A 13,944-nucleotide genomic window follows, 5' to 3' on the forward strand; every position below is an offset into this window, starting at 1 on the left:
AGCTGTTGCCTCCACATTGTCTCCCGCATAAGAAAAGGCCTAAGCGTTCACATCGCTTAGGCCCTAATATAGAAGGTAAATGCGGCTCCTAATTACTACTTTCTTACTAGCGACACACAGCACTCCACATGCACCGTATGCGGGAACATATCCACCGGTGTAACCTCTACCGTCCGGTATCCGCCATCCTCCAGCACCCGCAGATCCCTTGCTAGCGTGCTCGGGTTACAGCTTACATAAACAACCCGCTCCGGCTTCATCTGAAGAATCGTCTCCAAGAGGCGCGGGTCGCAGCCCTTGCGCGGCGGGTCGACGACGATGACGTCGGCCTCGATGCCCTGCTCTTTCCAGCGCGGGATGACGTCCTCGGAGGCACCAACCTCGAACTCGACATGCCCCATGCCGTTAAGCTCCGCGTTCGCGCGCGCATCCTCGATCGCTTCCTTCACGATCTCGACGCCGTACACCTTCTTGGCATGCTGGGCCAAGAACAGGGAGATCGTCCCGATTCCGCAATAAGCGTCGATGACGGTTTCCTCCCCGGTTAACCCCGCATACTCCACCGTCTTCCCGTAAAGCACCTCGGTCTGAGCCGGGTTGACTTGGTAGAACGAGCGGGCGGAAATGGCGAATTTCACGTCGCCGATATAGTCATGGATAACTTCACGTCCCCACAGGACGCGAGTCACATCCCCGAAAATCACATTCGTCTTGCGTGTGTTGATATTCTGGCAGACGCTCACGACGGCCGGCAGCTCCTCGCGGATCGCCGTGATCCACTCGTTCATGCGCGGGATGCGCTCGCCGTTCGTGACGAGCACGATCATCATTTCGCCGGTGGCAAAGCCGATCTTCACCACGACATGCCGCAGCAGGCCTTGTCCGCTCTCTTCATCGTAAGCGGTAATGCCGAGCCGGCGGCCGATGGCCTTAACGCGGCGCACGACTTCGTCGTTCTGTTCATGCTGGATCAGACAGGTCTCCATATCGACGATCCGGTGGCTGCCGCGGGCGTAAAAGCCGCCGATGAGCCCGCCTTCGGTCACACCAATAGGCACCTGAGACTTGTTGCGGTAGCGCCAAGGCTCGTTCATGCCGAGCGTCGGACGGACGATGATGCCTGCTTCCGGCTCTTGATGTAGTCCAGTGCCGAAGTCTGCGCCTGGTTCATCATGGAGTCCGGTGCCGCTGATGCCGGCGCCCGGCTCTTGATATAATCCGGTGCTGTTGTTTTTGTCGCCGCTGACTTGCGCTCCGCGATCCGATGCGTCTTGACCTGCAGCCGCAGCCGCGGCATCAGCCTGCCCACTCAATCCGCCTGCTGCCGGGGAAGCTCCTTCAACTCCGCTCCCCTCGCGCACCACCCGCAGCTTCCCGATCCGCTCCAGATTGTCGATCACAAGCTGCCGCTTCCATTCCAGCTGTGCGGTGTAATCCATATGCTGCAGCTGGCAGCCGCCGCACTGGTCATAGATCGGGCAAGGCGGAGCAATGCGGTGCTGGCTGCGCTCGACAAGCTCCAGCAGCTTGGCATATCCGTACTGCTTCTTCGTCTTGAGCACCTTCGCCCGGACCTTCTCGCCCGGCAAGGCTCCCTGCACGAACAGCGTAAATCCTTCGACGCGACCGACGCCCTCGCCGTCATGGGTCATCCCGATAATCTCGAGGATAACCTCGTCATTCTTCGCCACCGGCAGATCGGCGATGGCCGCCGAGGCTCCGGCCGGCTTGCTGCTGCGGCGCGAATCGCGCCTGCTGCGCTTCTTGTTCATGATGTGACATTCACTTCTTTCCGCTTTAGCTTCTATATCGATCTATACGTACGGTTACTCGTCTTCTTCATCTATTCCCATATCGCCCGGCATCCATAATATCTCCCATGGGGGAGACCCATGAGATTGCCGAACGAGCAGCTTCTTCCCGGATACAACAAAAAGCTCCCCCAAGGGAGCTTGCCTGCGAAAGCTCCGTCCATCATTATACGGGAGCTTCCTTCCATATTCAATCGGCATCGCCTGCAAAATCCAATCATTTACTTACAAGAGCCGGGAGACGGATGCGCTGAATCGGCTAAAGCATCCGGCTAGCATCCGCACAAGACCGCACAGACCCGGGCACGAACATCATGCGCCGCTTACGCCATTCACTCAACGACAAATGTCTCGCCATCTCTTGCTTTCATTCATTTAACGTCTACCGTCCCGCCAGTCCTTAACCAGGCTCCTTAAAGCCCACCCTGCACCACTACCTACCGGCATCAAGCAAAAATCCGCAGATGCTGCGGCAAAATCCGGAACGTGCCCGGCAGCATGCCGCCAAACTCGCCGTCCAGGTTCAGCTGCACCTGTCCCGGTGACGTAACCTCCATGTAGTCGGTGCGGAAATGCAACACCTTCTTGTCATTCACATGCTCGCCGCGCAGCGCGAGCGTGGCTACACGCACGAACTCCGCCAGGTTGCACTTGCGCAGGGCAATGACGTCGAACAGGCCGTCATCGATGCTGGCGCCAGGTGCGAGCTTGTCGAAGCCGCCGACCGAGTTGCTGTTGGCAATGAGGAACACCATGAACTCGTCATGAATGATCTCCTGCCCGCTGGCTTGGATGATGAGCTCCTGCGGCGTAAGGCTGACCATTTTCTCGATCCCCTTCAAATAATACGCCAGCTGCCCGATCATCGTCTTCAGCTTGCTAGGCACCTCATACGTAAGCTCCGTCAGCGTACCGCCCCCGGCGATATTAATGAAGTAGCGGTCATTCGCCTTGCCGACATCGATCGGGCGGGTCTCGCCCCGGATCACCAGGTCGCAGTACTCCTCCCAGTTCCTCGAGATGCCGAGCGCACGGGCGAAATCATTCGTTGTCCCCAGCGGAAAAATACCAAGCGGCGGCAGGTTATCCCTTCCCGCCATCCCGTTGATCACTTCATTAAGCGTGCCGTCGCCGCCGGCCGCAATCACAAGATCGTACCCCCGCTCCACGGCATCCGCCGCTTCACGGGTCGCATCCCCCTCCCCGGTTGTTGCATGGCAGGAGGTTTCAATGCCCGCGCTATCCAGACGGTGCAAAATATCAGCTAATCTTCGCTTCATTTCCTCCCGCCCTGAGGTCGGGTTATAAATTAATCTTGCATTTCTCATTAACGATACGCCACCTACTCATGATTTCAAGGATTGTATCATCAGATGGGCCTGGGACTCCATCCAGTGCGACAGCAGCGGATGCGGAAGCAGGGTTTTGCCGGAATAGCGGCACGAGAGCCCCTGAATCCTGTCCGGAATGACCTTCTCTGTAAAATACCCCTCACTTAAAAAAAGCGGAGCCGCGATCACCTCGCAGCCGCGCTCCTTCCATTGCAATGCTTTCTCCCGGACATTCCCGGGGCTCAGCAGGGCATAATCGACGCTTGTGCCGCTTAAGGCGCCAACGCGCCCGGCAAGCCGGGACATGCCTTCCTCCCAGCGGCGGCGAAATCCATCATGCCTGCTGCCGTGTCCCACGAGAAGGATGACCTCCTTCTCGGGCTGAACGGACAGCTCGCTTACCTTATCCCACACCATGGCGGCGATGTCCGGATGATCGTCCATCGGCGTGCCGAAATGAACAGCGGCGCGGACCCGGAACGGCTCAAGATCCGTTTCCAGCTCCGGAACCGCCTTCGCTCCTATAGCATAAGCTATTTCGTCGACATGTGTGCTGCCTGATGACACAAATAGAGGAATGACCACAATGTCCGTAACACCCTGGTCCTCCAAAGCCGTAATGCCGTCCTGAATCAGACGGCCCTCTACCAATTCCAAGTATGAAGCTACGACCGGCATATCCATGCGGGCTGCCAGCTTGCCGACGGCTTCGTCCACAAGCGACACCCATCCTTGCTCCCTGGAGCCATGACTGATCACGAGCACGCCCGGCTGTGCCATCATTAACGCCCGAGACGCTCCAAAGTCATTTTATACCCATCATTGCCATAATTCAAACAACGCTTCACCCGCGAGATCGTCGCGGTGCTGGCTCCCGTTTCGGCTTCAATCTGGTTGTATGTGCATCCCTTGCCCAGCATCCGAGCCACCTCGAGCCGTTGGGACAAGGACTGGATTTCGTTAACGGTGCAGAGATCGTCGAAAAATACATAGCATTCTTCCACGTTCTTCAAGGTTAATATAGCCTCAAATAATTGATCAATGCTCTTGTCATTAAGTTTCTTCAGCTGCACTGAATTATCATCCCCTATTGTTACTGTGTATAACACTCGCACTCCCATTGTACCCGAGCGGGTACAGTCTTTTCAAGCATTAACGATTTCACGCACTACAGGACGACCATACATTATAATCTTTGGTATGAACCTAAACGAAATGAATTAAACCTAGATCTCATATATTCCCTCATAATCCGCAGCTGTCCCCTCACATCATTCCCGTAGGCATCCGCCCGATTCCGCTCCTATCCCGAAAATCGGGACAATAGCCTAAACCCATCGCCCGCCCGGAACATACAGTATAGTATCTTAACTTACAAAGGAAAGTGATATGATGACTGGTCATTCCCACTATTATCACCGTCGACCTTCTTCCCAACGTCCTTCCCATCGCAGTACTTACCGCTCGCTGAACGAATCACTTCCCCAGGAATCGTCACCGTATCCCGGCCTGAATTCCTACAGCGAGTATCCAGATGCTAATCCATCCGCTTTATATCCATACACCGATTCGGTTCCGGCCTTAGCGCCGGTACCCGGCACGGAAGCTACTGCTTCGTCGTTCGCGCCGTCCGACAATTCGAACGGCGGCCTCGGCGGCCTTCTCGGCGGAGGAGGCAGCAGCGGAAGCGGAGGATTAGGAGGCCTCCTCGGAGGCCTGGGTCTGAAGAACATGGGCGATCTGAAAAACATTATCGACCGGATGGGAGGCATTGACGGCATCGTCAACAATCTCGGCAAGGTTCAAAAGGTCATGCAGGGCTTCCAGCAGCTAGCGCCGATGGTGTCCCTGCTGGCAGGAGCGTTCAAGAAGAAAAACAATCCGCCATCGGCTGATTACGCCGACTCCGGCGGCAATTACGAGTATACGCCGCCAAGACGACGTTCATCCGGAGGCGGCAAACGCCGGACCGGCTCGCGCAAGTCGTCCGGCTCCAGCAAACGCAGACGCCGGCGGTAGCCGAAAGGCGCCCCGAGGCGAGGGCGATGCAATCCCCCCGCAGAGCCCTTGCATTTTTAGGGCGCGCAGGGCACCGTCCGGCTTACCCGGATATAGTCAGGTTAGACGGCAGTACATGACCGCTCCATGAACAGCTCCAGCCCTGAAAGCTCAGGGCTGGAGCATATTTTTGCGCCGGGTAGAGCATTCCCGTCTAACGTGGACATCAGGGCATGGCTTGAAAGATGCTTCAATGGCGTGAGCTTTTTACCGTATGTCGCTTACGCTGTTCAACGCGACCAATCCTGATCGGAGCTGCTCTCCTGATCGGCTGAATGCTCGAGCGATTTTAACCGGAACCAATAAGAGCCTCGAATGCCCGACCGCAGCAGCATCATAATGCTTCCGAGCAGGTACAGCACCGTGGAGATACGTTTTGTCCCCGGGTAGAACATTAAGATGCTGCCAGTAATAAACAGCAGTCCGGTCAGCAGCTCGCTAAGCATCATCCCTGCCTCGAAACGGCTGGTGACGGTTAGCCGGCGCTTTCGCGCCCGCGACAGTCGGAGCAGCCGGCGCAGCCTTCCGGTACGTACGGACAGGTTCAGGTGTCGTTTTCTATGGTGTTTGCCTTGTCGATTCAGACCGGGTACCATCGTAACTCCCTCCTCAGGAAGCCTTACCCGTGATGGACCATCCATAAACCCCGGCAGCCAAGCTCCGAAGATGTGTGCGCTGGAACTTAGTCTCAGACGATCAAGGGTCACATACCCAGCCTTGATTCCGTCTTTCGGCTTGTCTCAAGCAATTGTAAGCTTGTCACCCGGCGCAGATCTTCTCTTACACTCTTTTTGTTAACCCGGAATATCATCCAGAAAATAACACTATTTAAACCAGCCCCTGCGTATAAACCACATCACCATGCCGCCGCCGAGCAGGAACATCAGAACCAGCACGGCAAAGTAACCATACCTCCATTGCAGCTCCGGCATCACCTCAAAATTCATGCCATAAATGCCCGCAATCAGCGTCAGCGGCATGAAGATCGTGGTGATCACGGTCAGCGTCTTCATGATTTGATTCATCCGGTTCGAATTTACGGAGATGTAACTGTCGCGAAGATCCGCCGTCATCTCGCGGTTGGTCTCGATCATGTCGGACAGCTTGAGCAGGTGGTCATAGATATCGGAAAAATAAGCAAGGTGCACATGATGCTTCATATGCTGCGAGTTGATAATCCGATAGAGCAAATCCCGCATCGGCACAACCGTCCGCCGGAGGCGAAGCAGCCGTGACCGAAGGGCAAACACCTGGTTCATCAGCTCCTCCACCGACTCCCGTTCACCTTCATTCTCCAGATCCGCCAGCTCGTCCTCAATCGCGTACAAGCTCGGGAAATATTGATCCACCATCTTATCCATAATCGTATAAGCGGTGAAGCTGGGGCCATCCTCGCCAACCGCTCCCTTCCTGGCAGCCTCCACGACCCGGTCCCATGCATCATTTACCTCCGGCAGATTTTGCTGGTGGAACGACACGACGAGCCTTGGCGCGAGGAACAGATCCACCTCCACCGCCTGGAGCGTATCCGGATGCAGTGCATGCAGGACGAAGAACTGCATTTCATCGTAATAATCCAGCTTGGGACGCTGCAGAAAATGCAGGCAATCCTCAATGGCCAGCGGGTGAAAATGAAAATACGTCTCCAGCATCCGCGCCTCCTCCGGCGTCGGTTCGCTGAAATCCACCCAGACCCAGGCGTATTCCGCCATATTCATCTCGGCCAGCGACAGTCCCAGCACCGGCTCATAGCTCGGCGTGATGGCCAACGTGCGAATCATAGGCGTCCTCCCTTCTGCAGATATGTAATCGTCTATTAAAAAAAGCCAATCGTATGCTGATTGGCTCCACATCTATCCGTTATCTATCTGTAAGTAAGTATTGGTCTAGAAGAAAATTTTAAAGATAAGTCCCGCCAGCACAGCCGTAATCGGAATCGTGATGAACCAGGTTACGACAATTCGCCCTGCCAGGGACCATTTCACGGCGGAGAAGCGTTTCGCCGAGCCTACGCCGAGAATTGCCGATGTAATCGCATGGGTCGTACTGATCGGCAAGTGAAGCAGTGTCGCCGAGAAAATAACAGAGGCTGCCGAGAAGTCTGCGGCGAATCCGTTAATCGGCTCGATTTTGAAAATTTTCGTTCCCATCGTCTTGATGATCTTCCAGCCGCCGATCGAGGTTCCCAATGCCATCGCGGTTGCAGCCGCCAGCTTAACCCAGAACGGAACCTCCATCTCCGAGAGATGACCGGAAGTCACGAGAGCGAACGTAATGATCCCCATCGCCTTCTGCGCATCGTTCGTGCCGTGCGTGAAGGATTGGAGCGCAGCCGTAAAGATCTGCATCGTGCGGAAGCCCTTATTCACGGTGTGCGGACTGCGTTTTGCGAAGATGACTTTCAACAGCTGCATCACCAGATAACCGACCACAAATGCGATGATCGGCGAAAGGACAAGCGCCAATACGATATCCGTAAAGCCGCCGTAATTCAGCTTATCGCTACCCGCTCCGACGAAGACCGCACCGGTCAATGCACCGATCAGAGCATGCGAGGAGGATGAAGGCAAGCCGAACCACCAGGTTACGAGGTTCCAGATAATCGCCGACAACAGCGTCGCGATTACAACCTCGATTCCGTTATCCAGTGTAGCGGGGTCTGCAATGCTGCCGCCAATCGTTTTGGCAACGCCTGTGAACAGCATCGCGCCAACGAAGTTCATCGAGGCTGCAAGCAGAATGGCAACTCGAGGCTTCAAGGCACGGGTCGATACCGACGTAGCAATCGCATTAGCCGTATCGTGAAACCCGTTAATAAAGTCGAAGGCGAGTGCCAGGAAAACAACGAGAATGATTACGATATCCATAGTTCAGGACTCCCTTACGAGTTACGCATAATGATGGATTCCAGCATATTCGCCACGTCTTCGCAGGTGTCCGTGGTTGTCTCAAGACGCTCATAGATCTCTTTCTTCTTGATCAGCAGAATCGGATCGGAAACGGTCGCGAACAGATCCTTAATGCAGATACGCAGCAGCTCATCGCCCTGGTTCTCCAGATCGTTCAAGCGGATCGTATATTCGCGGATCGCAAGAAGTTTTTTCTGCGAGAGCAAATGAATGGCTTTCTGAATTTCGTAGGCCGATTGACGAAGAATTTCTGCAAACTGCACGATGTATTCGTCAGGCTGTCCGAGCTGGTACATATAAAACCGGGATGCGGTGGCCTCGAGCCCGTCCATCACATCGTCCATGCTGGTTGCCAGGTCCATGATGTCGTCTCTTTCGATCGGCGTTATAAATGTTTTGTTGAGCTCCGTGATGATCGTATGGGTATAAGTATCACATTGGGACTCGAATTTTTTCATTTCATTGGCGAATTCTAGCACATCCTGAAGATTGGTAACGTGCTGTGAAAAATAATCTGCAGCTTGAACCACCGTGTCGGCCATATTCTCCAGGCATTGGAAAAATATATCCTTTTTCTTCATTTTCATACTCTTTAACCCCTTTACGGATAAATTGCCGCGAACGAAAGAAAAGATAGACAACCTTGAATATCTTATCACATCCGCCGCAGGGTGTGTATAGAAAACTAACACTCAAAAAAGTAAGAAACTAACAAGGAAGCGCATCCCTAGCCTGCTCCACACCTTTATGCCTGATACTTAACATCCCCGTATAAGGATATATTATCCGCCGCCCATGAATTATGGATTGGATATGCTCACATGGCTCTCAAATGATGGAGAGTTAGGCACAATGTTGAAATATGTCGTTCCCGGAACAAGCGCCACCTCTGCCCCGTCCTTGACGAACCGGATCGCATCATTCGCGGCTCTGACCCACTGCCCCCGGATCACCTCGCCCCGTTGGAACAGCATGGCCTCGCCCCCGGTTTCTACATCCACGGCTAGACGCCCTATATCATCCAGCACTTTATGGTCGGCTCCGAGCACAATCACATTGGCAGCTTCCAGCTGCTCATTGTTGTTAAGATCGACATGGGGAGACCCATTGATGGATCGCTTATACGTGCTCGATGCTTCATCGTATTCATAGGAAACCACATAACTGTTCAGCAAAAAGGTAATGTCCACCTTGCCCGCGGCTTCTCCGGCTGCCTCCGTTTGGGACCCCGCTTCGCTGGCTGCATTCCCGGCATCTGCCGGTTGTCCTGCATTGCCTGCGCTGTTCGCAGATGCTGAAGATTGCTCCGCATTGCTTGTATTTTCCGCAACATCGGCAGATGGTTTCCCGCTATTCGTCGTTCCGTCTTGCTGCGTCGAACCCTCCGTGCCGTCCGCAGTTCCACCGGAGGATGGGGTGCCATCGGTGCCATTCGTTCCACTCGTGCCTCCTGCAGGCTCTTCCGTAAGGAAGCTGTATTGCGGAACCTGAACCTGCTGATCATAGCCCATCTTAGCAGCAGCTTGACGCAGCTTCTCGTCGCTGGAATACAGATTATGCGGCGCTTTACGGTCCTTCGATCTCCAGAAAAAAGCACCGGCATTGCCGATTTCGTCCAAATCCTGCTTCCCCTGCTTTTGAATGATCGAATAAGCCTCGGGGCTGCCGCCGGCATGAACCAGAACGCCGCCATAGCTCTCGCCAAGACGGATCAGATAAGGACGAATGCTGCGGATCGGCCCGATCTGCTCGATGCCTTCTTGGCTTTGGAAAATCCCGATCAATCGCGTAATGCCGCCCTCGGCCAATACCTCGTATACGATATCGGCTTGGCTCAGCCCCGACTGCGGCCTTGCCGCCGGCGCGTTATTGATCATAACCGCCAGCGGCCGCTGCGTGACCGGCGCCTCAACCGCCAGCCCGGTTAAAGGCGCCCTGTACGGAGCCGGTGCTGCCGGCTCCTTCACATCCTCCACCGGAGGCTGTACCGGACTCTGTACCTCCGGACTCTCTACCGGCTCTGTCTGCGGCTTCCCACCACAAGCAGACAATGCAAGGACGGCCGCAATCGCCATGAAGCTTGTCCTCCATGCAAATTTGCCAAGTCGATGTTTACTGCGCATATCATTTCCCCCTATGGACTCTCCCAAATACTTATTACCCGAAATTTCCAACCGACAATTCAACTTTAATTTACATTTAATCATAAACGCTGCGCCTTTGTCTGTAATAAAGAACCGTTCGTAAGACGCCTGGCTCTAGGTCATTCATCGATCAAGTCTTGTAATCTCGGTTGATTCATAACTCGCTAGGTTCTCCGCAAGCCTACCTTTCTATGGAAGATAACTCGATCCGTCCTCCGGCAAAGCCTTTCTATTGGAGATAACTCGATAAGTTCTCCGCAAGCCTGCTTGGGGTGGGACCACGAACATTTGGCTGCTGTCATTGATGCCCTACAATTACCTCCCTTTCCCTGTAGTAGAACATTCACTTATTTCATCAGCCGATTCTAGGGGCAGACCGCGCAAGGTTTCAAACCATTTAAGGAGCCGCTGCCGTATTTCAGCCTATTTGAAGGGCAGAATGCAATGTATTTCAGAGGCAGAATGCTATGTTCACAAATTTGTGATTTCTATCACATTGTATTGTGAATAATTTCACGTATAATAAAAGTGTAAGAAAGGTGATCACTTAAACCAAACAGCACCAAGCAAGACAACAGCAAGAAAGCGAACAATAAGAAAGTGAACAGCAAGAAAGTGAACAGCAAGAAAGTGAACAACAAGAAAGTAAGCACAATGAAGTCACCAGTAAGCAGATCAACAAAACAACATCCATGACAGACAACAATGCAAACAAAAAATAACTCAATTAAGGAGTGGTTCATATGTTTAACAATTGGCTGAGAACAAACAAAGTTGCAATGTGGTTGCTGACCTTCATCCGGGTCTACATCGGTTACGAATGGATGGTGGCCGGCTGGGGCAAATTGACCGGCGGCTTCGAGGCTGCAGGCTTCCTGCAAGGCGCGATCGCCAAGGCGACCGGCGACCATCCCGCTGTACAAGGCTGGTGGGCGGCCTTCCTCGAGCACGCGGCGCTGCCGGGCGTTAAGGTCTTCAACGTCATGGTCCCGCTCGGTGAATTCCTCGTCGGCCTCGGGCTGATCCTGGGTACCTTCACCACCTTCGCCGCCCTCATGGGGATCGTGATGAACGCCGCGTTCCTCTTCTCGGGCACCGTGAGCACGAATGCGCAAATGCTCTTGCTGCAAATGTTCATCCTGGTTGCTGCAGCGAACGCTGGTAAAATCGGTCTTGACCGCTGGGTAATCCCTTACCTCCGCGGCCTGTGGAACAAATGGACACACAAAACGACCCGCCATGGCGACACGACGCCAACGCCGCTGAAGAAGCAAACGGCTTAATCGGCTGCAACTCAATTAGGCAGCATCCAAGTGATGGAGAACCTCGGTTCTTCATCACTTTTTGGTATGTCCGGATCGCATTCCAAAACGCACAGGCATAAGCCAGGTGGAAGTGAATAATGTATTTTAATACGGATTTTTGAAAATATACATTGCTAATCACTTTCCCAGCGTGAGCGAAAATCCTTGATGCGTTCATGCTTTCTGCGGTAATTATTTTCATTTTCTCAAAAATCCGAAAACAAAATATAGAATAATTATTCATGGAGGAGTGGTGTTGGATGTGGATGAGCTGGCTTCAGACAAGCAAAATCGCCATGTGGGTATTGACGATGATTCGGGTATGGGTCGGGTATAAGTGGCTGACCGCAGGCTGGACCAAGCTGACGGGGGGCTTCGATGCCAGCAGCTTTATGAAAGGAGCGATCGCCAAATCAGCCGGTGAGAACCCGCCGGTGCAGGGGTGGTGGGCGGCCTTTCTGGAGCATGCGGCGCTGCCGGGCGTAAAATTCTTCAACATCATCGTCCCGCTTGGGGAGTTTCTTGTCGGGCTGGGTTTAATCCTCGGGACGTTTACCACCTTTGCCGCGCTGATGGGACTGGTGATGAATTTCGCCTATCTCTTCTCCGGTTCGATCAGTACGAACGGCCAGCTGTTGCTGCTTGAATTTCTTCTCATCCTGTCTGCGGCCAATGCCGGGAGGATCGGGCTGGACCGCTGGCTTATGCCCTTCCTTAAACGGAAGTTTGCCCGTAAAATGAATGTCAGTTATCATGAACCTCTTATGAATAATCAAACGGCGTAGCCAACGTAACCCTGCGTGCTCCTCTCAAAGAGCGCAGGGTTATTTCTTTTTTTAATATAATTATGATTTTTATCACGAATGTGATTTTAATCACATATATTGTGATTTGTTTCACTTATAATGAAATCAGAAAGAGATGATCATCTTCCTCCCTCAACCAGATGAACACCAATAAGCCGGTCGAGGGCAAGCAACAACAATGAACTCAATAAAAAAATCATCTTCCCAAGGAGTGGTTGATATGTTTAACAATTGGCTGAGAACTAACAAAGTGGCGATGTGGCTGCTGACCTTCATCCGGGTCTACATTGGTTATGAATGGATGGTGGCCGGCTGGGGCAAATTGACCGGCGGCTTCGAGGCTGCAGGCTTCCTGCAAGGCGCGATCGCCAAGGCGACCGGCGACCATCCCGCCGTACAAGGCTGGTGGGCGGCCTTCCTCGAGCACGCGGCGCTGCCGGGCGTAAAGATCTTTAACGTCATGGTCCCGCTCGGTGAATTTCTCGTCGGCCTCGGGCTGATCCTGGGGACCTTCACCACCTTCGCCGCCCTCATGGGCATCGTGATGAACGCCGCGTTCCTCTTCTCGGGCACCGTGAGCACGAATGCGCAAATGCTCTTGCTGCAAATGTTCATCCTGGTTGCTGCAGCGAACGCCGGTAAAATCGGTCTCGACCGCTGGGTAATCCCTTACCTCCGCGGCCTGTGGAACAAATGGACACACAAAACGACCCGCCATGACGGCGGCACAACCCCAACACCTCTGACAAAGCAAACCGCTTAACCGGCACCGCTGATACAGGGACGGGGCGAGTTAGAAAAATTCGTACCGACAATATGCGAGCACAATGCCCGGGGAGCATAACGACACAACGCCAGATGGCAAGAAGCTCCCCTGGACATCCAGCCCACCACCAGCAATGGCATAACCACCCGCCCACACCCAAAGCCCGGCTTGGCTTCTCAAGCCGGGCTCCTTGTGCTTCCCGGGCGGCTTACACCCTACGGAGCTGCGCCGGTGCACCCCCAGGGAGGGCCTCCGTCTCGGAGCAGCGACAGCGGTCGCTCTTTGGGAGCCCTTTGCTACCTTTACACAATATACATTCATGCAAAGGGCGGACAACAAGCGAGCGAAGAGACGGGGGAACGGACGACACAACTAGATCCGCCGGCTGAGCTCCCAACACCCCTCTTCCCCGCCCACACCCAAAGCCCGGCTTGGCTTCTAAAGCCGGGCTCCTTTGTGCTTCCCGGGCGGCTTACACCCTACGGAGCTGGGCCGGTGCCCCCCAGGGAGGGCCCCGTCTCGGAGCAGCGACAGCGGTCGCTCTTTGGGAGCCCTTTGCTACCTTTACACAATATACATTCATGCAAAGGGCGGACAACAAGCGAGCGAAGAGACGGGGGACCGGACGACACAACTATGTGCACCGGCTCAGCTCCCCCCTCTCCCCCGCCCACACCCAAAGCCCGGCTTGGCTTCTCAAGCCGGGCTCCTTGTGCTTCCCGGGCGGCTTACACCCTACGGAGCTGCGCCGGTGCACCCCCAGGGAGGGCCTCCGTCTCGGAGCAGCGACAGCGGTCGCTCTTTGGGAGCCCTTT

Annotated in this window: 14 protein-coding genes; 5 read left to right on the forward strand and 9 right to left on the reverse strand. The window is 54.3% G+C overall.

Features of this window, described 5'->3' with window-relative positions; translation table 11 throughout:
• Window positions 1-95: 95 nt before the first annotated feature.
• Window positions 96-1,772, reverse strand: a complete 1,677-nt coding sequence (rlmD, locus tag NSQ46_RS25700; protein WP_342575256.1) for a 23S rRNA (uracil(1939)-C(5))-methyltransferase RlmD — start codon at window positions 1,770-1,772, stop codon at window positions 96-98.
• A gap of 120 nt (window positions 1,773-1,892) precedes the next feature.
• Between rlmD and NSQ46_RS25705 the strand changes: the two genes are divergently transcribed.
• Complete coding sequence (locus NSQ46_RS25705; RefSeq protein ID WP_028406872.1) at window positions 1,893-2,087, forward strand: hypothetical protein; 195 nt, start codon at window positions 1,893-1,895, stop codon at window positions 2,085-2,087.
• A 170-nt stretch (window positions 2,088-2,257) separates the two neighbouring features.
• On the opposite strand, the gene NSQ46_RS25710 is transcribed toward NSQ46_RS25705, so the two are convergent.
• From NSQ46_RS25710 to NSQ46_RS25720, 3 genes are read right to left on the reverse strand one after another with little or no spacing between them, the layout of a single operon-like run.
• Complete coding sequence (locus NSQ46_RS25710) at window positions 2,258-3,139, reverse strand: diacylglycerol kinase (protein ID WP_007131021.1); 882 nt, start codon at window positions 3,137-3,139, stop codon at window positions 2,258-2,260.
• 18 nt (window positions 3,140-3,157) lie between these two features.
• Window positions 3,158-3,922, reverse strand: coding sequence for a CbiX/SirB N-terminal domain-containing protein (locus tag NSQ46_RS25715; RefSeq protein ID WP_028406871.1), 765 nt, complete (start codon window positions 3,920-3,922; stop codon window positions 3,158-3,160).
• Between the two features lie 2 nt (window positions 3,923-3,924).
• The gene (locus NSQ46_RS25720; RefSeq protein ID WP_028406870.1) at window positions 3,925-4,215 is read right to left on the reverse strand and encodes a YerC/YecD family TrpR-related protein; all 291 of its coding nucleotides are present in this window, start codon (window positions 4,213-4,215) and stop codon (window positions 3,925-3,927) included.
• Between the two features lie 319 nt (window positions 4,216-4,534).
• Here NSQ46_RS25720 and NSQ46_RS25725 point away from each other — a divergent pair, with 319 nt between their 5' ends.
• The gene (locus NSQ46_RS25725) at window positions 4,535-5,161 is read left to right on the forward strand and encodes a hypothetical protein (RefSeq protein ID WP_007131018.1); all 627 of its coding nucleotides are present in this window, start codon (window positions 4,535-4,537) and stop codon (window positions 5,159-5,161) included.
• 269 nt (window positions 5,162-5,430) lie between these two features.
• Here NSQ46_RS25725 and NSQ46_RS25730 read toward each other — a convergent pair whose 3' ends face one another.
• The 5 genes from NSQ46_RS25730 to NSQ46_RS25750 form a co-directional block, all read right to left on the reverse strand.
• Complete coding sequence (locus NSQ46_RS25730; protein WP_007131017.1) at window positions 5,431-5,796, reverse strand: YrhK family protein; 366 nt, start codon at window positions 5,794-5,796, stop codon at window positions 5,431-5,433.
• Between the two features lie 228 nt (window positions 5,797-6,024).
• A complete protein-coding gene (corA, locus tag NSQ46_RS25735) occupies window positions 6,025-6,981 on the reverse strand; it encodes a magnesium/cobalt transporter CorA (protein ID WP_007131016.1) in 957 nt (318 codons plus the stop codon).
• Window positions 6,982-7,086: 105 nt separating this feature from the next.
• A complete protein-coding gene (locus NSQ46_RS25740) occupies window positions 7,087-8,067 on the reverse strand; it encodes an inorganic phosphate transporter (RefSeq protein WP_007131015.1) in 981 nt (326 codons plus the stop codon).
• A gap of 14 nt (window positions 8,068-8,081) precedes the next feature.
• On the reverse strand, window positions 8,082-8,696 hold the full coding sequence (locus NSQ46_RS25745) for a DUF47 family protein (RefSeq protein ID WP_028406869.1): 615 nt from the start codon (window positions 8,694-8,696) through the stop codon (window positions 8,082-8,084).
• 213 nt (window positions 8,697-8,909) lie between these two features.
• Window positions 8,910-10,184 (reverse strand): DUF3048 domain-containing protein, encoded by a 1,275-nt coding sequence (locus tag NSQ46_RS25750; protein WP_342577017.1) that lies wholly within the window; start codon window positions 10,182-10,184, stop codon window positions 8,910-8,912.
• 812 nt (window positions 10,185-10,996) lie between these two features.
• On the opposite strand from NSQ46_RS25750, the gene NSQ46_RS25755 reads away from it, so the two are divergent.
• The 3 genes from NSQ46_RS25755 to NSQ46_RS25765 all read left to right on the forward strand — a co-directional run bounded on the left by NSQ46_RS25755 (window position 10,997) and on the right by NSQ46_RS25765 (window position 13,126).
• Window positions 10,997-11,536 (forward strand): DoxX family protein, encoded by a 540-nt coding sequence (locus NSQ46_RS25755; protein WP_007131012.1) that lies wholly within the window; start codon window positions 10,997-10,999, stop codon window positions 11,534-11,536.
• Window positions 11,537-11,817: 281 nt separating this feature from the next.
• The gene (locus tag NSQ46_RS25760) at window positions 11,818-12,342 is read left to right on the forward strand and encodes a DoxX family protein (RefSeq protein ID WP_342575261.1); all 525 of its coding nucleotides are present in this window, start codon (window positions 11,818-11,820) and stop codon (window positions 12,340-12,342) included.
• A gap of 241 nt (window positions 12,343-12,583) precedes the next feature.
• Window positions 12,584-13,126 (forward strand): DoxX family protein, encoded by a 543-nt coding sequence (locus NSQ46_RS25765; RefSeq protein ID WP_144878511.1) that lies wholly within the window; start codon window positions 12,584-12,586, stop codon window positions 13,124-13,126.
• Window positions 13,127-13,944 lie beyond the last annotated feature (818 nt).

Origin of the sequence: Paenibacillus sp. FSL M8-0142 (genome assembly GCF_038597315.1) — a bacterium.
GTDB lineage: Bacteria > Bacillota > Bacilli > Paenibacillales > Paenibacillaceae > Paenibacillus_AQ > Paenibacillus_AQ lactis.

Excerpts from the sequence above, each read along its gene's own strand:
- NSQ46_RS25710 (WP_007131021.1), bottom strand. The coding sequence starts at position 3,139 with ATGAGAAATGCAAGATTAATTTATAACCCGACCTCAGGGCGGGAGGAA.
- NSQ46_RS25760 (WP_342575261.1), top strand. The coding sequence starts at position 11,818 with ATGTGGATGAGCTGGCTTCAGACAAGCAAAATCGCCATGTGGGTATTG.
- NSQ46_RS25745 (WP_028406869.1), bottom strand. The coding sequence starts at position 8,696 with ATGAAAATGAAGAAAAAGGATATATTTTTCCAATGCCTGGAGAATATG.
- NSQ46_RS25740 (WP_007131015.1), bottom strand. The coding sequence starts at position 8,067 with ATGGATATCGTAATCATTCTCGTTGTTTTCCTGGCACTCGCCTTCGAC.
- NSQ46_RS25705 (WP_028406872.1), top strand. The coding sequence starts at position 1,893 with ATGAGATTGCCGAACGAGCAGCTTCTTCCCGGATACAACAAAAAGCTC.
- rlmD (WP_342575256.1), bottom strand. The coding sequence starts at position 1,772 with ATGAACAAGAAGCGCAGCAGGCGCGATTCGCGCCGCAGCAGCAAGCCG.
- NSQ46_RS25730 (WP_007131017.1), bottom strand. The coding sequence starts at position 5,796 with ATGGTACCCGGTCTGAATCGACAAGGCAAACACCATAGAAAACGACAC.
- NSQ46_RS25765 (WP_144878511.1), top strand. The coding sequence starts at position 12,584 with ATGTTTAACAATTGGCTGAGAACTAACAAAGTGGCGATGTGGCTGCTG.
- NSQ46_RS25715 (WP_028406871.1), bottom strand. The coding sequence starts at position 3,922 with ATGGCACAGCCGGGCGTGCTCGTGATCAGTCATGGCTCCAGGGAGCAA.
- corA (WP_007131016.1), bottom strand. The coding sequence starts at position 6,981 with ATGATTCGCACGTTGGCCATCACGCCGAGCTATGAGCCGGTGCTGGGA.
- NSQ46_RS25755 (WP_007131012.1), top strand. The coding sequence starts at position 10,997 with ATGTTTAACAATTGGCTGAGAACAAACAAAGTTGCAATGTGGTTGCTG.
- NSQ46_RS25725 (WP_007131018.1), top strand. The coding sequence starts at position 4,535 with ATGACTGGTCATTCCCACTATTATCACCGTCGACCTTCTTCCCAACGT.
- NSQ46_RS25750 (WP_342577017.1), bottom strand. The coding sequence starts at position 10,184 with ATGGCGATTGCGGCCGTCCTTGCATTGTCTGCTTGTGGTGGGAAGCCG.